At 32.2% G+C, this 22556-nt stretch carries 24 protein-coding genes; 12 read left to right on the forward strand and 12 right to left on the reverse strand.

Annotation, left to right across the window (positions count from 1 at the left end; translation table 11 throughout):
• Positions 1-46: 46 nt before the first annotated feature.
• The 9 genes from recN to AC3ITQ_RS14225 all read left to right on the forward strand — a co-directional run bounded on the left by recN (position 47) and on the right by AC3ITQ_RS14225 (position 10322).
• Entirely contained in the window at positions 47-1699 is a 1653-nt protein-coding gene (gene recN, locus AC3ITQ_RS14185; RefSeq protein ID WP_489234835.1) for a DNA repair protein RecN, read from the forward strand.
• 107 nt (positions 1700-1806) lie between these two features.
• Positions 1807-2997: an enoyl-ACP reductase FabV gene (fabV, locus tag AC3ITQ_RS14190; RefSeq protein ID WP_489234836.1), complete on the forward strand. Its 1191-nt coding sequence runs from the start codon at positions 1807-1809 to the stop codon at positions 2995-2997.
• 122 nt (positions 2998-3119) lie between these two features.
• Positions 3120-4118, forward strand: a complete 999-nt coding sequence (locus AC3ITQ_RS14195) for a glycosyltransferase family 2 protein (protein ID WP_489234837.1) — start codon at positions 3120-3122, stop codon at positions 4116-4118.
• Position 4119: 1 nt separating this feature from the next.
• A complete protein-coding gene (coaE, locus tag AC3ITQ_RS14200) occupies positions 4120-4716 on the forward strand; it encodes a dephospho-CoA kinase (RefSeq protein WP_489234838.1) in 597 nt (198 codons plus the stop codon).
• Positions 4717-4775: 59 nt separating this feature from the next.
• Positions 4776-6362, forward strand: coding sequence for a sensor histidine kinase (locus AC3ITQ_RS14205; protein WP_375033073.1), 1587 nt, complete (start codon positions 4776-4778; stop codon positions 6360-6362).
• A gap of 3 nt (positions 6363-6365) precedes the next feature.
• On the forward strand, positions 6366-7082 hold the full coding sequence (locus tag AC3ITQ_RS14210; protein ID WP_026985497.1) for a response regulator transcription factor: 717 nt from the start codon (positions 6366-6368) through the stop codon (positions 7080-7082).
• A gap of 532 nt (positions 7083-7614) precedes the next feature.
• Positions 7615-9006, forward strand: coding sequence for an RtcB family protein (locus tag AC3ITQ_RS14215; RefSeq protein ID WP_489234839.1), 1392 nt, complete (start codon positions 7615-7617; stop codon positions 9004-9006).
• Between the two features lie 12 nt (positions 9007-9018).
• Positions 9019-9708: a peptide chain release factor H gene (gene prfH / locus AC3ITQ_RS14220; RefSeq protein ID WP_489234840.1), complete on the forward strand. Its 690-nt coding sequence runs from the start codon at positions 9019-9021 to the stop codon at positions 9706-9708.
• Between the two features lie 77 nt (positions 9709-9785).
• Complete coding sequence (locus tag AC3ITQ_RS14225) at positions 9786-10322, forward strand: hypothetical protein (protein WP_489234841.1); 537 nt, start codon at positions 9786-9788, stop codon at positions 10320-10322.
• 137 nt (positions 10323-10459) lie between these two features.
• Here the strand turns inward: AC3ITQ_RS14225 and AC3ITQ_RS14230 are convergent, their stop codons facing one another.
• From AC3ITQ_RS14230 to AC3ITQ_RS14265, 8 genes are all read right to left on the reverse strand, one after another.
• A complete protein-coding gene (locus tag AC3ITQ_RS14230) occupies positions 10460-11206 on the reverse strand; it encodes an acyl-[acyl-carrier-protein] thioesterase (protein WP_489234842.1) in 747 nt (248 codons plus the stop codon).
• Between the two features lie 63 nt (positions 11207-11269).
• Positions 11270-12190: a tRNA (adenosine(37)-N6)-dimethylallyltransferase MiaA gene (gene miaA, locus AC3ITQ_RS14235; RefSeq protein ID WP_489234843.1), complete on the reverse strand. Its 921-nt coding sequence runs from the start codon at positions 12188-12190 to the stop codon at positions 11270-11272.
• Positions 12191-12346: 156 nt separating this feature from the next.
• On the reverse strand, positions 12347-13186 hold the full coding sequence (locus AC3ITQ_RS14240) for an ion transporter (protein ID WP_489234844.1): 840 nt from the start codon (positions 13184-13186) through the stop codon (positions 12347-12349).
• Between the two features lie 29 nt (positions 13187-13215).
• Positions 13216-14577 (reverse strand): exonuclease domain-containing protein, encoded by a 1362-nt coding sequence (locus tag AC3ITQ_RS14245; RefSeq protein WP_489234845.1) that lies wholly within the window; start codon positions 14575-14577, stop codon positions 13216-13218.
• 60 nt (positions 14578-14637) lie between these two features.
• A complete protein-coding gene (locus AC3ITQ_RS14250) occupies positions 14638-15297 on the reverse strand; it encodes a YggS family pyridoxal phosphate-dependent enzyme (RefSeq protein WP_489234846.1) in 660 nt (219 codons plus the stop codon).
• A complete protein-coding gene (locus AC3ITQ_RS14255; protein WP_489234847.1) occupies positions 15288-15809 on the reverse strand; it encodes a hypothetical protein in 522 nt (173 codons plus the stop codon). Before AC3ITQ_RS14255 ends, AC3ITQ_RS14250 begins: the two co-directional genes overlap by 10 nt.
• Positions 15810-15821: 12 nt before the next feature.
• Positions 15822-16709, reverse strand: coding sequence for a 3-hydroxyacyl-CoA dehydrogenase family protein (locus AC3ITQ_RS14260; RefSeq protein ID WP_072971110.1), 888 nt, complete (start codon positions 16707-16709; stop codon positions 15822-15824).
• Between the two features lie 90 nt (positions 16710-16799).
• Entirely contained in the window at positions 16800-17765 is a 966-nt protein-coding gene (locus AC3ITQ_RS14265; RefSeq protein WP_194655712.1) for a Gfo/Idh/MocA family protein, read from the reverse strand.
• A gap of 143 nt (positions 17766-17908) precedes the next feature.
• On the opposite strand from AC3ITQ_RS14265, the gene AC3ITQ_RS14270 reads away from it, so the two are divergent.
• Positions 17909-18550 carry a protein-L-isoaspartate(D-aspartate) O-methyltransferase gene (locus AC3ITQ_RS14270; protein ID WP_026985488.1) on the forward strand — a complete coding sequence of 214 codons (642 nt, stop codon included), beginning with the start codon at positions 17909-17911 and terminating at the stop codon, positions 18548-18550.
• A 28-nt stretch (positions 18551-18578) separates the two neighbouring features.
• Here AC3ITQ_RS14270 and AC3ITQ_RS14275 read toward each other — a convergent pair whose 3' ends face one another.
• The 3 genes from AC3ITQ_RS14275 to smpB all read right to left on the reverse strand — a co-directional run bounded on the left by AC3ITQ_RS14275 (position 18579) and on the right by smpB (position 20890).
• Positions 18579-19628: a Fic family protein gene (locus AC3ITQ_RS14275; protein ID WP_489234848.1), complete on the reverse strand. Its 1050-nt coding sequence runs from the start codon at positions 19626-19628 to the stop codon at positions 18579-18581.
• 89 nt (positions 19629-19717) lie between these two features.
• Positions 19718-20356 (reverse strand): hypothetical protein, encoded by a 639-nt coding sequence (locus AC3ITQ_RS14280; protein ID WP_489234849.1) that lies wholly within the window; start codon positions 20354-20356, stop codon positions 19718-19720.
• A gap of 78 nt (positions 20357-20434) precedes the next feature.
• Positions 20435-20890 (reverse strand): SsrA-binding protein SmpB, encoded by a 456-nt coding sequence (gene smpB / locus AC3ITQ_RS14285; RefSeq protein WP_026985485.1) that lies wholly within the window; start codon positions 20888-20890, stop codon positions 20435-20437.
• A 140-nt stretch (positions 20891-21030) separates the two neighbouring features.
• Between smpB and AC3ITQ_RS14290 the strand changes: the two genes are divergently transcribed.
• Positions 21031-21657 (forward strand): outer membrane beta-barrel protein, encoded by a 627-nt coding sequence (locus AC3ITQ_RS14290; protein ID WP_489234850.1) that lies wholly within the window; start codon positions 21031-21033, stop codon positions 21655-21657.
• Positions 21658-21763: 106 nt separating this feature from the next.
• Entirely contained in the window at positions 21764-21985 is a 222-nt protein-coding gene (locus AC3ITQ_RS14295) for a VF530 family protein (RefSeq protein WP_489234851.1), read from the forward strand.
• Here the strand turns inward: AC3ITQ_RS14295 and AC3ITQ_RS14300 are convergent.
• Complete coding sequence (locus AC3ITQ_RS14300) at positions 21982-22539, reverse strand: DUF3575 domain-containing protein (protein ID WP_489234852.1); 558 nt, start codon at positions 22537-22539, stop codon at positions 21982-21984. The genes AC3ITQ_RS14295 and AC3ITQ_RS14300 overlap by 4 nt on opposite strands.
• Positions 22540-22556: the final 17 nt, after the last annotated feature.

The following is a 22556-nucleotide window of genomic DNA, read 5'->3' on the forward strand; positions in this document are numbered from 1 at the left end:
TTTTCATTTACTACTTTATTAACTTCTATAATTCCTTTTTTATCCTATGATTACTTCGCTGTCAATTAAAAACTATGCTCTGATTGAAAAATTATCAATAGATTTTTCAAAAGGCTTTTCTATAATTACAGGTGAAACCGGAGCTGGGAAATCTATTATTTTAGGTGCTCTGGGTTTGGTTTTGGGAAAAAGAGCCGATTTGACTTCTTTAAAAAACAAAGAGGAGAAATGTATTATAGAGGCACAGTTTGAAATTTCTAAATATAATTTAAAAGAATTTTTTGAAGCAAATGACATTGATTATGAAGATGATACTATTATAAGACGTGAAATTTTGCCTTCAGGGAAATCTCGTGCTTTTATCAATGATAGCCCGGTGAACCTTCAGGAATTACAAGATTTAAGTTTGTTTTTGATTGATATTCACTCGCAACAGCAAACCCAGGAGTTATCAGATGAAACAGTTCAGTTTAAAATAATTGATGCTATTGCTAATAATTTTGATGTGATAGCCTCATACCAAAAGTTATTGAAGGCTTACAAATCAGATAGATCAAAATTAAATGCTTTACTGAAAAAGCAAAGCGATTCAGGAAAAGAACAGGAATATAATACTTTTTTGTTGAACGAATTGATTGCTGCTAAATTAAAATCTGGCGAGCAAGAAGAGCTAGAAGCTGAGTTTGAGAAATTAAATAACGTCGAAGTTATAAAAGAAGCAATAGACAAGTCTTTGGTTATTGCAAATGAAGAGCAGTTTGGAGTTTTTCATAATCTAAATGAAATAAAAGCATCACTTCAAAAAATTGCCCCATTTTCTGTAGAATATCAAAATTTATTTGAAAGAGTAACGAGCGTTGCAATTGAATTTGATGATGTTTCAAGAGATCTGCAAAACGTTTCGGAGAAATTACTAAATGATCCTGAAAAACTGGAACTTACAAATCAGAAATTGCAATTGATTTATAATTTACAGAAGAAACATCAGGTAATTTCTGTTGATGAATTACTTCAAATTCAGGCCAATTTAGAAAACGCTGTTATTGAATTAGGAAATATAGAAGAAGAAATTACTTTATTAACAAATTCAATAGAACAAAAAGTTCAGGAATTAGATGCTTTTTCAGCTGAAATTCATCAAAATAGAGCAAATGCAATTCCTGTATTATCAAATAAATTGATTTCAATTTTAGAAACATTAGGAATGCCAAACGTTCGTTTTAATATAGAACTTTTACCGTCAGAAACGTATTTCCAAAACGGAAAAGACGAATTACAATTTTTATTCTCTGCCAATAAAGGAACTGACTTTGGATTATTGAAAAAAGTAGCTTCAGGAGGAGAGATGTCGCGTATAATGTTGGCTGTAAAAGCGATCCTGGCTCAATATTCAAAATTACCAACTTTAATTTTTGACGAAATAGATACAGGAGTTTCCGGAGAAATTGCAATCAGAATGGGAGAAATAATGAAAGAAATGAGTAACAATATGCAAATTTTCGCTATTACTCATTTACCTCAAATAGCGGCAAAAGGCGATTCGCACTTCAAAGTATTCAAGTCTACGGTTGGCGATGATACACAGTCAGAATTAAAGCTTCTGTCTCAGGACGAAAGAGTTATCGAAATTGCTCAGATGTTATCTGGAGCAGTTGTCTCAGATTCGGCTTTAAATCATGCCAAAGCCTTGTTGAACTAAAGAAATACTTTATATTTGTCATCTAAAAACGAATTCACTAAACGTAAATAAGCTAATCATTTACCTCACTTTAATGAGTAGCAAATGAACGAATAAATAATAAAAATATGATTATAGAACCTAGAATGAGAGGCTTTATTTGCTTGACAGCCCACCCAAAAGGAGCCGAGCAAAATGTTAAAAATCAAATAGAATATATAAAATCAAAAGGTGCAATTGCCGGAGCAAAAAAAGTATTGGTAATTGGAGCTTCAACAGGTTTTGGATTAGCTTCAAGAATCACAAGTGCTTTTGGATCTGATGCTGCAACTATTGGTGTATTTTTTGAAAAACCACCAGTTGAAGGAAAAACGGCTTCTCCAGGATGGTATAATTCTGCAGCTTTTGAAGCTGAAGCTCACAAAGCGGGTCTATATGCCAAAAGTATCAATGGAGATGCTTTTTCAAATGAAATAAAAAGACAAACATTAGATTTAATCAAAGCTGATTTAGGTCAGGTAGATTTAGTTATTTACAGTTTGGCTTCACCAGTGCGTACAAACCCTAATACTGGCGTATTGCATCGCTCGACTTTAAAACCAATTGGGCAAACTTTTACAAATAAAACGGTAGATTTTCATACCGGAAATGTAACTGAAGTTTCTATAGCTCCTGCAAATGAAGAGGATATTGAAAACACTGTAGCTGTAATGGGTGGTGAAGACTGGGCTATGTGGATGGATGCGTTAAAAGAGGAGAATTTATTGGCTGAAGGCGCTACAACAGTTGCTTATTCTTATATCGGACCATCATTAACTGAAGCGGTTTACCGTAAAGGTACAATCGGACGTGCGAAAGATCATTTAGAAGCTACTGCTTTCTCTATTACTGATAGTTTAAAATCTATCGGAGGACAAGCTTATGTTTCTGTAAATAAAGCTTTAGTGACTCAGGCTAGTTCTGCTATTCCGGTAATTCCATTATATATTTCTCTTTTATATAAAATTATGAAAGAAGAAGGGATTCACGAAGGTTGTATCGAGCAAATTCAGCGTTTGTTTCAAGAAAGATTATATACTGGATCACCTGTTCCTGTTGATGAAAAAGGCAGAATCAGAATAGACGACTGGGAAATGCGTGATGACGTTCAGGCAAAAGTGGCTAAACTTTGGGAAGAAGCTACAACTGAAACATTGCCGGCTATTGGAGATTTAGCAGGATACAGAAATGATTTCTTAAATTTATTTGGATTTGAATTTGCCGGAGTTGATTATAAAGCTGAGGTAAATGAAGTTGTAAATATTGAAAGTATTAAATAATTACTTATTACTATAAATGAAAACCATCAACCTAAAGTTGATGGTTTTTTTATGAATATAACATATCTTTGTTAAAATTTTGAAATTAAAAAAATTGCCACTTTAATACCGCACATTCCATTATGATTTTTTCTTTAATTATACCCGTGTATAATCGCCCAGATGAAGTTGATGAACTTTTAGAAAGTCTCTCAAAATCTGATTATAATGAACCTTTTGAAATTGTTCTTGTTGAAGATGGTTCGTCGATTCCATGTAAAGATGTTGTAATGAACTATCAGGGAAAATTGAATATATCTTATTATTTTAAAGAAAATTCAGGCCCTGGAGATTCGAGAAATTTTGGAATGCAAAAGGCGAGAGGAGATTATTTTATCATCTTTGATTCAGATTGTATTATTCCGCCTAATTATTTAACAGAGGTGCGTAAAGCGTTAAATGAAGAATATGTAGATTGTTTTGGTGGACCTGATAAAGCATTAGATAGTTTTTCGGATATACAGAAAGCGATCAATTTTGCAATGACTTCATTTTTGACAACTGGCGGAGTACGTGGTGGTTCAGAAAAAATTAATAAGTTTCAGCCAAGAAGTTTCAATATGGGGATTTCTAAAAAAGCTTTTGAAGCATCAAACGGATTTGGAAATATTCACCCGGGTGAAGATCCTGATTTGTCAATTCGTTTATGGAATTTAGGTTTTGAAACAAGATTGTTTTCTGAGGCATATGTTTATCATAAACGCAGAATTGATTGGGAGAAATTCTCTGTTCAGGTGCATAAATTTGGAATTGCAAGGCCAATATTAAATAGTTGGTATCCAGAACATAATAAGATTACTTTTTTCTTTCCTACCTTTTTTATACTAGGGTTATTATTAGCTTTTTTACTGTTAATTTTCAATATAGATGTTTTATTACAATTATATTTCGTATATTTCGTTATAATTTTTCTTACAGCAAGTATTCAAAATAAAAGTGTTAAAATAGGATACTTGTCAGTGATTGCAGTTTGGAAACAATTCTATGGCTACGGAACAGGGTTTTTAAAATCATTTATAAAAATCATTCTTCTAAAGAAAAAACCGCAAGAAGCTTTTCCTCGTATGTTTTTTAAAATGTAATATGACAAAGGTTATTGGTTTAACAGGAGGTATTGGTAGTGGCAAAACAACCATTGCTAATTATTTTGCAGAAATGGGAGTTCCTGTCTATATAGCTGATGATGGTGCAAGAGCAGTAATGCAATTGGATCATGTTATAAAAGAGATAAAAAATGTATTCGGAGAAAGTGTTTTTGAAAAAGATGTCTTAAACAGGGCCAAACTTGCTGAAATTGTATTTAATGATAAAGAAAAGTTAGCGAAATTAAATGCAATAGTACATCCGGCTGTAAAAAAAGATTTTGAGGTATGGTTATTGAGACATAAAAATTACGAGTACATAATTTATGAAGCCGCTATATTATTTGAAAGTGGCAGATATAAAGAATGTGATTATATTATAACAGTAACCGCACCAGAAGAAGTTAGAATTGAAAGAGTCTTAAAACGCGATAATACCACCCTGGCGCAAGTTATAAGCAGAATGCAAATGCAATGGAAGGATGAAGATCGAATTTCCAGAAGCAATTTTGTTATTAATAACGTAAATCTTAAAATTGCTAAGGAAGAAGTTGTTAAAATTCTTAAAATTTTAGATATTAAACAAAATCAGTCTTAAATGTTAATATTTGGTTAATGTATTATTTAGTATATTGTTAAAATATTAATTTTGTTTCGATGAATAAATTATTTTTTAGAATACTTGTTTTGCTTATGAGTTTGTCTCTTATTGGGATAATTCTGGTTCAGGTATTTTGGTTCAACTCTTCGTTCAAAAATAATGACGAACAATTTAAATACCACGTTACCCAGGTAATTGGTAATGTTGCTGATAAACTTGAGCAGCAGGAAGAATATAGTTTTTATGACAAATACAATCGTATAAAAGACAGTACTGGTAAAATCCCTAAGAAAGAAGATTTACTGGAAGTCCTTTATGTGCAAAGAAATACCAAAACAAACAAAACAATTGTTTATTCTAGTACACTAACTTCTGAAGATTATGATATAAGTGGTTCACTTTTTAATAAAAAATTCAGTAGTGAAAGGTTTAAAAACTTTAGTTCAAAGCGTGTAACAGAGGTTTATAATAACAACAATGGTATCGATAATAATCCTTTAGGGCAAAGTATTATACCAGATTTAAAAATCGAAAAATCAGGAAGCTTAGATATTTTAAATAAAGTACAGCAGCAAATTCAATATAAAGATATTGCTTCCTTAACGCCAATTGAAGGAAGAATAACAAAAGAAAAGCTTAATAAATTATTAAAAAAGGAACTAGAAGAATATGGTGTAAAAACCAAATTTGAATTTGGTGTTCTGAATAGTGGTTTGCCAACTAAAGTAAAATCGGATGGGTTTCATTTTGATAAAGATGCAAGTTATCACATTCCTATATATACTGATAATGAAGGGAATAGTAAGTATGAATTGTACATAACGTTTCCTTATAAAAAGAAATTTTTATTGTCAGAGTTATTAAGTATTACAATATTATCAATAGTTTTTACGCTTATTATTATAATTGCTTACACAAGTGCATTAAATCAATTGTTGCGTCAAAAACATATATCTGAAATAAAAACAGATTTTATAAATAATATGACGCATGAGTTTAAGACTCCAATTGCTACTATAAATTTGGCACTTGATGCAATTAGAAACCCTAAGATTATTGAAGATAAAGAGAAAGTATTCCGTTATCTGCAAATGATTAGGGATGAAAATAAAAGAATGCATGCTCAGGTTGAAAACGTTCTTCGCATTTCTAAATTAGAAAAAAGAGAATTGGATATTACAAAAGAACCAACTGCAATTCATGATATTATTGATGATGCAATTGAACATGTAAATTTAATTTTAGAGGATAGACATGGAACCGTTGTAAAACATTATAACGCTTCAAGAACTACTTGTTTAGTAAATGAAGTGCATTTTACAAACGTATTGGTAAATATTTTAGAGAATGCGATAAAATATTCTCCAGATGTTCCTGAAATTGAAATTTTTACAGAAAATATCAAAGATATGATTCTGATAAAAGTTAAGGATAATGGTCTTGGTATGAGTAAAATAGCTCAAAAGAGAGTTTTTGAGAAATTTTACAGAGAACATACAGGAGATTTACATAATGTAAAAGGACACGGTTTAGGTCTGGCTTATGTAAAACGAATAGTAGAGGATCACAATGGTCAAGTATATGTTGAAAGCGAAAAAGGAAAAGGTAGCACCTTTATAATAAAAATACCATTAATAAATTAAAATATGGAAAATAATAACAAAAGAATACTTTTAGTAGAAGATGACCTTAATTTTGGGGCAGTTCTTAAAGATTATCTAATGTTAAATGACTTTGAAGTTACTTTAGCTAAAAACGGTATGGAAGGTTTCGAAAAATTCAAGAAAGATGTGTATGATTTATGCATTCTTGATGTAATGATGCCTTATAAAGATGGTTATACTTTAGCCAAAGAAATTAGAGAAAAAAATAGTGAAGTGCCTATTATCTTCTTGACTGCAAAGTCTATGAAAGAAGATGTATTAAAAGGTTATAAAGCTGGTGCTGATGACTATTTGAATAAACCTTTTGATTCAGAAGTTTTATTGATGAAAATCAAAGCTATTATTCAAAGAAAATCTGCAGATACAAAAGCAGAACAAGTACAGTTTGAATTTAATATCGGTAAATTCCACTTAAATTCTAAACTTAGATTTTTGACTTTCGAAAATGACGAGCCGATAAAATTATCTCCAAAAGAGAATGAATTGCTTAAAATGTTAATTCTACATGAAAATGATTTGATGCCAAGAGAATTAGCGTTGACAAAAATATGGAGAGATGATAACTACTTTACTTCAAGAAGTATGGATGTTTACATTGCTAAACTTAGAAAATACTTAAAAGCTGATGAAGATGTTGAAATCTTAAACATTCACGGAGAAGGTTTTAGATTAGTTGTTAAAAGCAAAGTAACTGAATAACAAAATTCACCAAACTAATAAAATAGTAAAGCTCTGAGAAATCAGAGCTTTTTTTTGTGCCTTTTATTTTTTAAGAATTTAGAATTTAAATTACTCATTGTTAATTGTATAGCTTTAAATTTATTGATAAGTTTTATTGTTGAAAATATTTTTACATGAATTTTCTTAAAATAAATTTGGAAAATCAAAAAACAATTATGAATATTTGCAGACGAAAAAAATAATAACCCTATAAAACGAAGAGAAATGTTTGTACTTACATCAACATCACAAAGCTTCACACCAAACGGATTTGGTGCAGCGCTTCTTCGTGGCTTATTTCAATCTTAGAAATTCATTTTTAGATATAAAAAAGCCCGAAGACATTTAGTTTCGGGCTTTTTTTATTCTAGACACTTCAAATTTTCCCGAATAACAGTTTCATTATTTATCCGAAAGGATAAAAGATCAGGTACGCCTATGTTTTGTTCGAACTTTTCAGTTTTGACGAACATCGGTTTACAAAAAAAACAATAAGAATAATTAAAAATTTATGGGAAATAAATTATCCGGAAAAGACCTGATTAAATTAGGCTTTCCAAAAAATAATTCAATAAACATCGCCTTAGGGCAAATAAACAGATATAGAAAAAGAGAAAAAAAAGAATCCATTCTAACAGAGGCCAAAGAAGTTTTGCTTCATCCAGAAAAGTTTGAAGGTCACGGTACCTGGGGAAAAGTTGCCGAAGGTTTGATAAACCCGGTTCAGGTAAGAATGCACCAGCTGAAAACAACTCGTGCTCCCTTTACCATTTTTGGAGAAAATGAAATTGATCAGCAAGCTAAATTTCAGTTGTATGATTCTTTAAAATTACCAATTTCAATGGCAGGAGCTTTAATGCCAGACGCACATTCCGGTTATGGATTGCCAATTGGCGGCGTTTTGGCGACGGACAATGCTGTCATTCCGTACGGAGTTGGAGTAGACATCGGGTGCCGAATGAGTCTTTCAATTTTTGATTTGCCAGCCTCGTATTTCAAGGGAAAAGAGCATCAGTTAGAAGCAATTTTAAAAGATAATACTAAGTTCGGAATGAATGAAGTTCATGCTTCAAGAGCAGATCATGAAGTGTTTTACAAAAGTGAATTTCAGGATATTCCTTTGCTAAAGAATCTTTTGCCAAAAGCGTATAAACAATTAGGAAGTTCTGGTGGTGGAAACCATTTCGTTGAATTTGGTATCGCAAAGATTGACAGTCCTGAAAACGATTGGAAATTGGGAGTAGGTGAATATTTTGCTGTTCTGTCACACAGTGGCTCACGAGGATTAGGTGCTAATATTGCCAAACATTATACGTATCTGGCAACTAAACAATGTCCGTTACCAAAAAATGTGCAGCATTTGGCATGGCTTGATTTAAACACACACGACGGTCAGGAATATTGGTTAGCAATGAACTTAGCCGGAGAATATGCAAAAGCCTGTCACGATGATATTCATAGAAGAATAGCCAAAGCGATTGGTAAAAGAGTAGTGGTAACAATTGAGAATCATCACAACTTTGCGTGGAAAGAGATGGTTAATGGTCAGGAATGTATCGTGCACAGAAAAGGAGCAACCCCTGCGGCACAAGGTCAATTGGGAATTATTCCGGGTTCCATGACAGCACCTGGCTATATTGTTAAAGGAAAAGGTAACGCTGAAAGTTTAAACTCGGCTTCGCATGGAGCGGGACGTTTATTTTCTAGGGCTAAATGCAAAAGTACTTTTACACAAAGCGAAATTAAGAAAGTTTTAAAAGCGCATAATGTTACTTTAATTGGAGGAAATATTGATGAAGCTCCGATGGCTTACAAAGACATTACAAAAGTGATGGGAAATCAAACAGATTTGGTTGAAGTTCTGGGGACTTTCACTCCAAAGATTGTTAGAATGGACCGATAAAAAAGATTTAAAGTGGAAAAAATAATTCAGATAACGGCAGGTCGCGGACCTGCAGAATGCACTTGGGTAGTCGCCCAAGTGCTTAAAAAAGTTTTAGAAGAAGCTCAGGAAGAGCAGCTAGAAACTGTTTTGCTGCAAAGGGAAGCTGGTCAGGAAAATGGGACTATTGAAACGGCTTCGCTTTCTGTAAAAGGAAAAAATGCAAGTCAATTTGTAAATTCATGGATAGGGACGATTCAATGGATTGGACAAAGTCAGTTTAGAAAAATGCACAAACGCAAAAACTGGTTTATTGGAATTTTTGAAATTGAACCGCAAAAGAATGCATCAGTTTCTGAAAATGATATTCAATACCAGGCAATGCGAAGTTCTGGCGCTGGTGGGCAGCATGTCAATAAAGTAAGCTCAGCCATAAGAGCAACTCATATTCCAACCGGAATCGCCGTAGTTTCTATGGACAGCCGATCACAACATCAAAACAAAAAACTGGCAACAGAAAGATTATTAAAAAAATTAGATGACGAAACTTTGCAACAACTTAAGAATCATGTCGGAAAACAATGGGAGAACCAACTGAATATTCAGCGCGGAAATCCGATTAGAGTTTTTACCGGAAGTGATTTCAAAAAGAATAAAGAGCAGAAAAGTTACAAGGGAACTCGTCAGAAATTAAAACAAGATTTACGAAATGAGCATAATTAAAAAGTTGGTCGCAGAAAACAATCATGATGTGCGAATTATATGTGACCAAAAGAAAACAATAAATATCAACACATAAAATGAAAACAATTGATAAATACATTTTTCAGGCCCTGGATAATTATCCGTATTGGCTTGAAGGAACGATTGAATCTTTAGATTATGCTTTTTCTTATAATGATAAAAACACAATGGTTTTGTGTTTATACGGAAGAATTCAGGCAGAGCAATTATGGAATTATGAAGAAGCGAAAAATTATTTTCAGGAAGCTTTAGCAATTAATATTCATGCCCTTGAAGTATATCCGCATTATTTGCAAACTTTAATTTTGAATGAAGATTATGAAGAAGCACAAAAGCTGATTGATTTTGCCTTGACAATAAAAGGAATCAATAAATCTGATATTTATGTAAAGAAAGCTATTCTTTTAGAAGCGCAACACCAATTTAAAAATGCGCTTAAGGAAATCAAGAATGCAAAACTTTGCATATTGCAATTAGCTTTTGATTCTGATATTATAGAAGTTGAGAAAAGAATCAAAGGTAAAATGGAGTTGCTGAAAAAGAAAAAGAAGCCTAATAAATCAAAAAAGGATTCAAAAAAGAAATCAAAATAATTTTAGTAGAAAAAAACGATGCCATTCAAATTTGAATGGCATCGTTTTTTTTCTTTTTTCAAGAGAAATCTTAATAACTCTCGAGAGTTAAAAATCAGTGATAATCTGTTTGATCCGTTTAATCTGTGGGCTATTAATTATTTCCAATGCAATTCTAAAGCAAAACAAGTTTTTTCTTCTTTTGTAATACTGAATGTTGCAGTAGTATGATCATCGTCTTCACTTTCATGAATAACTACATTATCTTTTAATGAAAGCTCTTTCATGAAATTCATTTCAAAGCTTTTTACTTCCTGTTTCATAATTCTTTTTGGATCAACATGATCAAGGCACCATTCTAAATATTTGACATTATTAACATGGTTTACAATATCTAAATCAGATAGATAAACTGTTTTTTCGAAAACCGCCTCTTTTTCATGATTGATATTGATTTTAGAAAAACCTTCAGAAGTAGCTCTGTTCTCAGGGAATAATTCGAAATGTTCATAAGGTAAAGCTAAAGCTTCCGGACGGCGTAATTGCGTATTAAAAACGGCCCAATACGTTTCGCAGCCTACTATTTTTTTTCCGTTAACATACATTTCTAATGCACGAACAGAACGTGAATTTTCTAGGCTATTAATCCATGTTTTTACAGTAACAATATCTTGCCATTTTGGTAACGAATTGATTTCAACACGCATGCGGCTTAAAACCCAGGCTTGGTGAAATTCCTGCATATCAAAAAAACTGATGCCTCCAACTTCAGAATGTGCTGCTGCGGTTAATTGTAAAATATTACACAAATCGGTATATTTTAAATAACCGTTTGGTGTGCATTGTGTGAAATTGACTTCCCAGTCTTTGCTTAAAACTGACGTGAAATTTGGAGATATTGGCATTTCTGAATTTTAGATTTATTTTTAGAGAATAGAATAAAGAGTATAGAAAAATGACTTTTGATGTTACTTTAGAAGATTTTCTATGTAATTAATAGTTTCTTTTCTATCTGTTGCATAGTCAAACCATTTGGTGTTTTCATTTCGTTTGAACCATGTTAGTTGTCTTTTAGAAAATCGTCTGGTATTTTTCTTGATTTCTTCGATGGCAAATGGCAATGAAAATTCTCCGTCAAAATAACTAAATAATTCTCTATAACCGACCGTTTGCAGCGCATTTAACGCTTTATTAGGATACAAAGCTTTTGCTTCATTCAATAAACCTTCGTTCATCATAATATCAACGCGCTGGTTAATACGATCATAAATTACTTTTCTGTCTGCTTCTAGGCCAATTAGAATAGGGCTGAAGTTTCGGTTGTTTTTCTTCTGATTTAAAAAGGAAGAATATGGTTTTTGAGTTCCGATACAAACTTCCACAAAACGCATCATCCTTTGCGGATTTTGAAGTGTTTGTGGATTTTCTAAAGTTATTTTTTGAAAATAGTCTGGATCTAAATTCTGTAATTGCTTTTGTAAATAATTGATTCCAAGTTTTTCATAGTTTGAGTTCACTTCAGAACGAACTTCCGGATTAATTTCGGGGAATTCATCAAAACCTTTTAAAACAGCATCTACATATAGTCCTGAACCACCAATTAAAATAGCAAAATCATTCTTCTGAAATAATTCTTCCAATTTTAAAAGTGCTTCTTTTTCGTAATCACCAACGGTATAATTTTCGAAAATAGATTTGTTTTGGATAAAATGGTGTTTAGCCGAATTTAACTCTTCTTGATTTGGAACTGCTGTTCCGATCGTCATTTCTTTAAAAAATTGTCGGCTATCGCAAGAGATTATTTCACAATTGAAATGTTGTGCCAAAGCAATACTCAAGGCTGTTTTGCCTATAGCTGTTGGTCCGACAATGGTAATTAAGTATTTCATATTTCTTCTAGCCCAGATGGAAGTGGAAACCCCGGACTTATATTTGTTAGTTTTTTTTGGGATAAAAGAGCGACCAGCGGAAGCTCCTTTTATACCTTAAAAAAAGAACAAAGATAAGGAGGAGTTGCAAAGTACAGATGGAAATAGCTCCATAAATTAAATATTAGGTAATTGTGTTCCACATTCGTAGCAGTACTTTGCATTATCAAAGTGGACTTGTGAATTACAATTTTCGCATGTTTTTTTTCCGCTTACAGTATTGTTTTTTAGACTGTTTTTGGCAAATTCTGCAGTTACAATTCCGGTTGGAACGGCGATAATTCCATAACCCAAAATCATAACAAATGAGGCGACAAATTGGCCTAAGGGAGTTATTGGTGAAATGTCGCCATAACCCACTGTTGTTAAGGTAACTATGGTCCAATAAATACTAACTGGGATGCTTGTAAAACCACTTTCTTTGCCTTCTATCACATACATAACAGAACCAATAATTACGGTGCTAATTAATACGAAATAGATAAAAACAAGAATTTTTTCTTTGCTGGCTTCAATCGCCTCTCGTAATTGTACAGACTGATGTGAAATTTGCGGAATATGAAGTATTTTGAATAATCGGAAAAAACGTAAAGCTCTTATGACGGATAAAATGCTTGCTCCTGGAAAAAATATGGAAAGATACATTGGTAATACAGCAAGTAAATCGATAATACCATAAAAACTGAAAATGTATTTTACTGGTTTTTGAATCGAGATAATGCGTAAAAGATATTCGATAGTAAAAAATACGGTAATAATCCATTCACAGATAATAAGTTGAGAGTGGTATTTCTGATTGATTCCCTGAACGGTTTCCATCATGACCAAAAGAACGCTCAATAAAATTAGGCCGAGTAAAACTAAATCGAAGAGTCTTCCTAAAACGGTGTCTGTTCCGTATAGAATTACTTTGATTTTTTCCCTAAAGATTTCGTATTTTGATTTCACTTGTGTCATATCACTAAGATAATTAAAATTAGGATATTTTAAAAATGAAGAATTTTAAGCGATTTGCTTTTGCGCATGTAATTTTGAATTATGTTTTTTACATCGCGATTGTTTTGCATCGGAATTAGAATGTTTTTTAAGATTTCGATATTTGTAATCTGATAATTCAAATCGTAAAAAGCATAGCCTTTATAAATGCCATCTTCAATTAATACGGCGCTTCGTTCGTTTACATTTCGACCTCTGTCGATAAGAATCATGCTTTTGTTTTCGAAACTGTGCTCAGAGATGAACTGTTGTACTCTTAGGTTATACGTTTCAGGTGAAACTTCGCCAATACAAGCACCATCACATTCTTTTATTTTATATTGAAAACACTCTTTCTTAGTTTGATATAAACCCGTTAATTTTTGGCACAGATAATATTTTGCAGTGAATTTAAAAAGCATGTTTTTACCTTCCTGTAAAGAAGCAAATGAGGTGATTTCTTTTTTGCGACCATCAGCTTTTTGAAGTTTTAGATTTAAATAGCCATTTGAATCTTTTTCTGCATAGAGAGCAAATGGAAAAACTGTTTTCTTCTGCGAGCGATTGTGTCTTGGACGGTTTATTTTTACTTCTTCACTTTCTTTCAAAAGAGCAATTAACTCACTTCCGGTTTCATCATACGTTATGGTAAAAACTTCAGCCTGTATTTTTTTACTTTTTGTTGTGATTCCAGTGAAATGTTGGTTTACCCTTTTTCTGATATTTTGACTTTTACCAATATAAATTAAGTTTCCGCCTTCGTTATGAATGTAGTAAACACCAGTTTTAGTTGGCATTTGTCCGACCAAATCTAATAATTTTGGTGCAATACCTTTTTCAACTTCCAGTTTTATGAAGTCTTTTACAATTGTTTTTTCAAGATCTTTTTCTAAAAGCATCTTAAACAATTTTGTGGTTGCCATGGCGTCTCCACTGGCGCGGTGACGGTCTGCCATTGGTATTCCAAGCGCTCTAACTAGTTTTCCTAAGCTATAAGAAGGCTGTTCCGGAATTAATTTTTTAGCCAATTCTACTGTACAAAGTGTTCTGGCTTCAAAGTCATATCCTAAACGTCTGAATTCGGTACGTAAAATTCGGTAATCGAAAGAAGCGTTATGCGCGACAATAATACAATCTGAAGTGATTTCTATGATTCGTTTTGCAACTTCAAAGAATTTAGGAGCAGAACGTAACATAGCATTGTTTATTCCGGTTAATTTCACCACAAAAGGCTGAATCGGAATTTCAGGATTAACAAGACTAATAAATTGATCAACTACTTCATGGCCATCAAATTTATAAATGGCAATTTCAGTAATCCCTTCTTCATTAAACTGTCCTCCAGTGGTTTCTATGTCTAGTATTGCGTACAAATCAAGTATTCAGTGTTCAGTTTTTAGTAATCAGTTTAAAATTTACAATCTAAAATCAGATTATCTTCCTCCAAAGATACTACTTCCAATTCTAACCATTGTGCTTCCGCAATCAATGGCAAGCTGAAAGTCTCCGGACATTCCCATTGAAATTGTATTTAATTGTAAATTTTCATTTTCGATGTTTTGAATGGAATCAAAAATTGATTTCAAATGTGTAAATTCTTTTTTAATTTGGTTTTGGTCATCTGTAAAAGTTGCCATTCCCATTAACCCTAAGATACGAATGTTTTTCATCTCTTTGAATTCTGGAGAAGATAATAATTCATTTAATTCATTTTCGTCCAAACCAAATTTAGATTCTTCTTCAGCAATATATATTTGAAGCAGACAATCTATAACTCTATTGTTTTTTAAAGCTTGTTTGTTGATTTCCTGCAATAATTTCAAACTATCAACTCCATGAATCAAACTCACAAATGGTGCCATAAATTTGACTTTATTCGATTGAACGTGACCAATCATATGCCATTGAATATCTTTTGGCATTTCTTCCCATTTATCCGTCATTTCCTGGATTTTGTTTTCTCCAAAAATGCGTTGACCTGCTTCGTACGCTTGCATTAAGTCAGAAACGGGTTTGGTTTTAGAAACTGCAACTAGAGTTACATGTTCTGGTAATGTGGATTTGATTGTGTTTAAATTTAATGCTATTGACATTTTTCTATTTTTTCTTGAATTCTCAATAATACTAGTCTTTCGTCTATAATTACTTTTTCTTCCTTGGACTTCTTAAACTCATTAAAAATCTGTATGATACCTTCGTCAGAATATGTTTCAAATGAATTTAGGATGTAATTATCTTTTTTGTTTTTTATTTTTAAATAAAAAGTAGCACCTCTTATTCCTTGTCGAGAACCAATACTATGTATTTCAATATAACTTTCTTTTATATTTATCGATTTTAGCCATTTCGTATTAAATGTTTCTCCATGTAATATAATGTTATTTTCTTCGAAAGTTATTATATCAATATTGCTTTTACTACTATTGATGATTATAAAGCCACAAATAGTTAAAAGGCACAACTCAATTACAATTGTGTAAAATATTGAAAGGTTAAAAATGATAATTAGAGATGAGCAAATTATAAATTCAATTGCGAATGCCAAATTTTTTAAAATAAAGAGGCGTTGATTGAAGTTTTTATATTCACTCTCAAATGTTATCATTTTTAAAAAATATTACACAAACTGCTTCGAAATTTTTTCTGCTTTTTTACTTTCACTATAATCATAAAAACCTTCACCAGATTTAACTCCCAATTTTCCGGCTCTAACCATATTCACTAAAAGCGGGCAAGGAGCGTATTTTGGATTTTTAAAACCTTCGTACATTACGTTTAAAATAGCTAAACAAACATCAAGACCAATAAAATCAGCTAATTGAAGTGGTCCCATTGGGTGCCCCATTCCTAGTTTCATTACGGTATCAATTTCGTAAACACCAGCTACTTTATTGTATAACGTTTCGATTGCTTCGTTTAGCATTGGCATTAAAATTCTGTTTGCCACAAAACCTGGATAGTCGTTTACTTCAACTGGCGTTTTTCCTAGTTTTACAGATAAGTCCATAATGATTTTAGTAACTTCATCGCTTGTATTGTATCCGCGAATGATTTCAACTAATTTCATAATCGGCACCGGATTCATAAAGTGCATTCCAATAACACGCTCAGGATGTGCTACAACTGCTCCAATTTGTGTAATTGAAATAGAAGAAGTATTCGTCGCTAAAATAGTATTATGCGAACAAGCTTCGTTTAATTGCTTGAAGATATTCAATTTTAATTCTACATTTTCTGTTGCAGCTTCAACAACTAAATCAACGCCAACAACACCGTCTTTTATATCTGTATAAGTGATAATATTAGTGATAGTTTTGGCAACATCTTCCTGAGTAATTGTTCCTTTAGACAGCATTCTGTCTAAGTTGGCAGCGATAGTTGCCATTCCTTTATCTAAAGATTTCTCAGAAACATCAATCAATTTTACGGTAAAACCACTTTGTGCAAAAGTATGAGCAATTCCGTTACCCATTGTTCCAGCACCAATTACAGCTATAGTTTTCATTTAAATTTAGGTATTATATTTATGATTTTAGCCACGAATTCACCAATTAAATTCGGGAATTCGTGGCTAATTTATTTTTAAAATTATATTTTATTTATCGAAACAATCAATAATCTGGTATGCCACACGCAAAGCATCTGTAGCTTGTTCTAAAGTTACAACTGGCGTCGTATCAGTATTAATAGCATTTGCGAAAGATTCTAATTCATCCAGAATTGCATTGTTTTGTTCAACATCAGGATTGGTAAAATAGATTTGTTTTTTTACGCCTTCTGCATTTTGAAGAATCATATCAAAATCTCCAGGAACTTCCGGAGCATCTTTCATACGCACTACTTCACATTTCTTCTCCAGAAAATCTACAGAAATGTAGGCATCTCTTTGAAAAAAACGTGTTTTACGCATGTTTTTCATAGAAATTCTGCTGGCTGTTAAATTCGCTACACAACCATTTTCGAATTCAATTCTGGCATTGGCAATATCAGGAGTTTCACTAATAACAGAAACACCACTAGCATTGATGTTTTTTACTTTTGAATTTACAACGCTCAAAATGGCATCAATATCATGAATCATTAAATCCAAAACTACAGGAACATCGGTACCACGTGGATTGAATTCTGCCAAACGATGCGTTTCAATAAACATCGGATTTTCGATCATGTTTTTTGTTGCAATAAAAGCAGGATTAAAACGCTCTACATGACCAACTTGTCCTTTTACATTGTATTCTTTAGCTAAAGCAATTATTTCTTCAGCTTCTTCTACAGTGTTTGCAATAGGCTTTTCAATAAAAATATGTTTTCCTGATTTTATAGCTACCTTAGCACATTTATAATGTGAAAGTGTTGGCGTTACAATATCGATTACATCCACAGCGTGGATTAATTTTGCAATAGTGTTGAAGTTTTTATAGCCAAATTCTTTTGAAATTCTTTCGGCATTTTCCTGATTTTCGTCGTAAAATCCAACTAATTCGTATTTGTCAGATTGTTGTAATAAGCGTAAATGTATCTTACCTAAGTGACCAGCACCTAAAACTCCTACTTTTAACATGAGAATGTATTTTAAACAAAAATATAATTTATTTGTTGAAAGTAAAAGTTAATACAATAAAGATTTAGCGATTTAATAATTAAAAATCAATATTTGATTTCTTTTTTACTTTCTTATTTTTGCCAAAATAAAACCTACCCATTTTGAAAGACACTGCCAAACATCAAGGACTTCGTAATCAATTAGTAAGCACTTTAGAACAAAAGGGAATTACTGATAAAGCAGTTTTGGATGCAATAAAAAAAATCCCAAGACATCTTTTTCTGAATTCAAGTTTTGAAGATTATGCATATCAGGATAAGGCATTTCCTATAGGAGCGGGACAAACTATTTCTCAGCCTTACACTGTTGCTTTTCAATCGCAGTTGTTAGAGGTTAAAAAAGATCACAAAATTTTAGAAATTGGAACAGGTTCAGGTTATCAAACTGCCGTTTTGTTTATGCTTGGCGCAAAGGTTTATAGCATAGAAAGGCAAAATGAGCTGTTTAAAGCAACCTCTAATTTGTTTCCTAAATTAAACATTCGTCCAAAGCACCTTTCTTTTGGAGATGGTTATAAAGGACTACCAAATCATGCCCCGTTTGACAGTATCATTGTTACAGCAGGTGCTCCATTTATTCCTCAGCCGCTAATGGCGCAGTTAAAAATAGGAGGAAGGCTGGTTATTCCGTTAGGTGAAGATGTACAGATTATGACTTTATTAATTCGTAAAAATGAAACGCAATTTGAGAAACATGAGTTTGGAGAATTTCGATTTGTTCCTTTGTTAGAAGATAAAAATTAGAGTAAAAGCCCAATTAGTTGGGCTTTTATTATTGTGTAAGAATACTAATATATCTTTCTAAGCTTTCTTTTTCTATTTGAGCAATAAAAAGTAAAAAATCTTCCTTGTCTTTTTTTGTTTGCGCTTTTTCTAAGGATTGATAATATTGCATTCGGTTTTCATAATCCCCTTTTATATTAGCAATTAAATAACCTTTTTGCATTAAGATTAGATTCATGATTAATCGGGAGGTTCTTCCGTTTCCGTCAATGAAGGGATGAATCGTAACTAGTCTTTCATGCATTTCAGCAGCAAGAATAATGGGATGCAATTTGTTTTTATTGATTTCGTACCAAATAAAATATTCTTCCATTTCCTGAGCAACCATTAAAGGCTGTGGCGGCATATGACTACTTCCCTGAATCATAATCTGAACTTTTCGGTAGCGTCCGGCATCCTCAGGAATAATACCACGTAGAATTAAATTATGAATGGATAAAAGATCACGTTCGTTCAAGCTATTATTTTTCTGCATTAGATCTTTTATAAAACCAATTGCTTCCTGATGATTAATAGCTTCAAGATGTTCCCGCATGCTTTTTCCGGAAATAGTTAAGCCTTCATTAATAACCATATCGGTTTCACGAAGTGTCATCGTATTTCCTTCAATTCGATTGCTTTCAAAAGTATATTCTAATTCAAGAGCCTGCTTAATTTTATAACTATCGAATTTTCTGTAAGTATCTAGTTTATCTTTCAGAATATCAATCTCTTTTAAAATCTTTTCTAAAGAAGTTGATATTTTTAAATTTGATATTGCTTTATTATACTTTATCTCGTCTTCGGCAACTTTTAAAGCTTTCAAAGCAAATTCATCATCACCAATTTCATATAAGATTTTTTCCTTTAACCAGGCAATCATCAAAGTTTCAAAGTCAATTTCTAAGAGTTGAGATAGTCTGGAAATTTGCTCTCTGGTAGGTTTTCTTGTACCTGATTCAAATTTACTTATTAGGGCCTGATCAATCCCAAGAAGTTGTGCCACCTCACGGGTTTTTAATCCTTTTTGTTCTCTTGCATTTTTAAGTAATGTTTTCATTTTAAATAAATGATATAAATTGTCTTGACAAAATTAGTCATTTTTAAGAGTGTAAAAAAAGCAATATTTATATATTGCTTTTCATGATTTTATTTTGGTAGTGATCCGTCTTTTTTCATTTCGCCAACAACCGCTTGCATAATGGCATCAACTGTTTGCCCCAGATCTGTAACATAGTCAGATTTCGTAGTTCCTGTCCAGATTAATTTATTTTGTTTTAATGAAAAAATATTGGTTTCAACCATATAAGAAGTAGTTTCCTGATAGTACCCCGGATCGTAGAAATTTGGAGAGTACATTCCGTACCAGTTTCCAAATCCATAACCATACATTCCAGTGTACATTCCGTCAAATCCTCCGTAATACATACCTGTATAAGTTCCGGGAACGTAATTTGTTTCTTTTTCAGTACTTACTAAGCGCATCGTAACAACACCGTCAAAGTTTTCGTCTTGTAGAATTTTTAATTTTTGTTCCTGAGTGAATTGCTTTGTAGTTTCGTTTAAAAATTGATAGGAAGTTTTGAAAATCTGATTACTGGCTGCAATCCTGTTTTCTGTAATTCTTCTGGAAGCTTCATCTTTAACTAAAGCAACAACTAAAACTTTTTTAAAGTGCTCCTGAGCAACTGTTACGTCGGGATCTCTCCAGCTATTTACAATTGATGTATTACTGCCACAACTTGAAAGTGCCAGTACGGCGATTAACAAAACTAAGTACTTTTTCATATTTTACAGTTAAATTGTTTCTATAAAAATAACGATAAAATCTTAATAAACAATCCTTTAAAATAAATTTAAAGTATTTTAATTGTAAGCTTTTTTAATTCGGTCTAAGTCGCGTTTTGTGTCTTGCTCTTTCAAAGACTCACGTTTGTCGTAGTTTTTCTTTCCCTTACAAAGGCCTATTTGCAATTTTGCAAGCCCTTTTTCATTAGTGAATAGTTTTAAAGGTACAATCGTAAGTCCTTTTGCCTGTACACTTTTATGAAGGCTTTTTAATTCTTTCTTATTTAAAAGCAATTTTCTCTCACTTCTTGATTTATGGTTAAATTGATTTCCAAAAGAATATTCCTCAATATAAGTATTAATAGCAAAAAGCTCAAGATTGCTAAATTCACAAAAGCTTTCGGTAATATTCGCTTTTCCTAAGCGTATAGATTTAATCTCTGTTCCGGTTAAAACAACTCCGGCTGTATAGGTATCGATTATCTCGTAATCAAAACGAGCTCTCTTATTAAGTATATTGACTGTTTTTAACATAGTTGCAAATGTAAAACAAAATTGAAAAACTTTAATACAATCTAAGATAATTAAAGTTTTTTTTTAATCAATGACTTTGATCATGTTTAAAGAAAAAACTTACATATAAGTTTGTTTAATAATTTAAAACAAACTCAAAAATGAAAAAAATTTTATCATTAGTTGGTATTGTGTTAATCAGTTTAACTGCAAATGCACAGGATGCAAATCAAGGATTAAAAGGGGCGTGGTTTGCTACTTCTCAATTTGGTTATCAGCAAACTAAAACTGGAGACGTTACGGATACGAATTTGTCCGTAATACCAATCGTAGGAACGTTCGTCACGCCATCGGTTGCTATTGGTGCTGGACTGGGTTATATAAACATGAAGTCGGATTTTAATTCAAAAACAACAGCAAAAACAGATTTAATTGTAATTGAGCCGTTAGCAAGAAAATATTGGAACGTTGCTGGTTCTCTTTATTTCTTCGGACAGGCAGCATTGCCGATTATTACAGGTAAGGAAAAAGAAAAAGATACTAAAATAAATCAGGTTGGTTTGTCCGTTTCAGGGGGATTTGATTATTTCGTGACAAAAAGTTTCTCAGTTGAGTTTTCTTATGATTTGGTAAATTTTTCATCTACTTCTATAGACCCAAAAGATGGTGCTAAGACTACTGTAACTAATTTTGGATTAGCACACATGGCAAATGTTGACTCAGCTTATTTAGTTGGAGGTTCAAGTTTAACAACGCCACTTTCTGTCGGATTTAAATTTATATTCTAATAGTAGTCGATTTGAATTAAATTTAATTTCAATTCGTTAATTTTGTAAAAAAAGAAAGACCGTACTTTTAGAGTACGGTCTTTTAATATTATTATAAAAAGATAAAATGCAAAATCAATCAAAAGATCCTTTACACGGAATTACGCTTCAATCCATATTAGAAAAGCTTGTGGCTTATTATGGTTTTGATACTTTATCAGAATTAATTCCGATAAAATGTTTTACTTCAAATCCAAGTATAAAATCCAGTCTGACATTTTTAAGAAAAACAGATTGGGCTCGTAAAAAGGTAGAAGAATTATACATTAAATCACTACCTAAATTCTAGTTTAATTTATAAGAAAGCATTACGCCACCACGATAAGGCAGCCACTCACCACTTTTATTCCAATTTTCAGCTTTTTCATATCGACCAGGTGTTCCATCATTATAATAACCATGATAAAACCCTTGGTGCCAGCCACCGCCGGCAAAAATATCTAATAAGAATTTGTCATTGATTTTTATATTGTAACCAATTGTAACTCCCATGCGATAGCCAAATCCATGCTCATATTTATTACTATCCCAATAGTTCCATTTTTGAATTTCATAAATGTCAGGTCCAATATGACCACCAACATATAAACCATCATATTTCTCTTTAAAATGATATCTCACTTCAGGAGTTAGAGTGTAAAATTTCATTGGACTATGACCATTAAAAGATTCCCAGAAAGAAGCCATAACATCAATACTAAACGTCGTTTTTTCTCCAATACTAGTTTCAATTCCAACATTTGGTATAGCTAAAAGAGCAGTCGCAGCGTTAAATTTTAAATAAGTTTGACTTTGAGAGTGGATTGAAAGCAAGAGCAAAAGGAGAATAACTATTTTTTTCATAAGTAAGTTTTCGAAAA

This window comes from Flavobacterium sp. KH_001, from assembly GCF_057840745.1.

Excerpts from the sequence above, each read along its gene's own strand:
- AC3ITQ_RS14205 (WP_375033073.1), top strand. The coding sequence starts at position 4,776 with ATGAATAAATTATTTTTTAGAATACTTGTTTTGCTTATGAGTTTGTCT.
- AC3ITQ_RS14230 (WP_489234842.1), bottom strand. The coding sequence starts at position 11,206 with ATGCCAATATCTCCAAATTTCACGTCAGTTTTAAGCAAAGACTGGGAA.
- AC3ITQ_RS14300 (WP_489234852.1), bottom strand. The coding sequence starts at position 22,539 with ATGAAAAAAATAGTTATTCTCCTTTTGCTCTTGCTTTCAATCCACTCT.
- miaA (WP_489234843.1), bottom strand. The coding sequence starts at position 12,190 with ATGAAATACTTAATTACCATTGTCGGACCAACAGCTATAGGCAAAACA.
- AC3ITQ_RS14210 (WP_026985497.1), top strand. The coding sequence starts at position 6,366 with ATGGAAAATAATAACAAAAGAATACTTTTAGTAGAAGATGACCTTAAT.
- AC3ITQ_RS14280 (WP_489234849.1), bottom strand. The coding sequence starts at position 20,356 with ATGAAAAAGTACTTAGTTTTGTTAATCGCCGTACTGGCACTTTCAAGT.
- AC3ITQ_RS14290 (WP_489234850.1), top strand. The coding sequence starts at position 21,031 with ATGAAAAAAATTTTATCATTAGTTGGTATTGTGTTAATCAGTTTAACT.
- AC3ITQ_RS14195 (WP_489234837.1), top strand. The coding sequence starts at position 3,120 with ATGATTTTTTCTTTAATTATACCCGTGTATAATCGCCCAGATGAAGTT.
- smpB (WP_026985485.1), bottom strand. The coding sequence starts at position 20,890 with ATGTTAAAAACAGTCAATATACTTAATAAGAGAGCTCGTTTTGATTAC.
- AC3ITQ_RS14225 (WP_489234841.1), top strand. The coding sequence starts at position 9,786 with ATGAAAACAATTGATAAATACATTTTTCAGGCCCTGGATAATTATCCG.
- AC3ITQ_RS14275 (WP_489234848.1), bottom strand. The coding sequence starts at position 19,628 with ATGAAAACATTACTTAAAAATGCAAGAGAACAAAAAGGATTAAAAACC.
- fabV (WP_489234836.1), top strand. The coding sequence starts at position 1,807 with ATGATTATAGAACCTAGAATGAGAGGCTTTATTTGCTTGACAGCCCAC.
- AC3ITQ_RS14265 (WP_194655712.1), bottom strand. The coding sequence starts at position 17,765 with ATGTTAAAAGTAGGAGTTTTAGGTGCTGGTCACTTAGGTAAGATACAT.
- AC3ITQ_RS14215 (WP_489234839.1), top strand. The coding sequence starts at position 7,615 with ATGGGAAATAAATTATCCGGAAAAGACCTGATTAAATTAGGCTTTCCA.
- AC3ITQ_RS14250 (WP_489234846.1), bottom strand. The coding sequence starts at position 15,297 with ATGTCAATAGCATTAAATTTAAACACAATCAAATCCACATTACCAGAA.
- recN (WP_489234835.1), top strand. The coding sequence starts at position 47 with ATGATTACTTCGCTGTCAATTAAAAACTATGCTCTGATTGAAAAATTA.
- coaE (WP_489234838.1), top strand. The coding sequence starts at position 4,120 with ATGACAAAGGTTATTGGTTTAACAGGAGGTATTGGTAGTGGCAAAACA.
- AC3ITQ_RS14295 (WP_489234851.1), top strand. The coding sequence starts at position 21,764 with ATGCAAAATCAATCAAAAGATCCTTTACACGGAATTACGCTTCAATCC.
- AC3ITQ_RS14240 (WP_489234844.1), bottom strand. The coding sequence starts at position 13,186 with ATGACACAAGTGAAATCAAAATACGAAATCTTTAGGGAAAAAATCAAA.
- AC3ITQ_RS14255 (WP_489234847.1), bottom strand. The coding sequence starts at position 15,809 with ATGATAACATTTGAGAGTGAATATAAAAACTTCAATCAACGCCTCTTT.
- AC3ITQ_RS14260 (WP_072971110.1), bottom strand. The coding sequence starts at position 16,709 with ATGAAAACTATAGCTGTAATTGGTGCTGGAACAATGGGTAACGGAATT.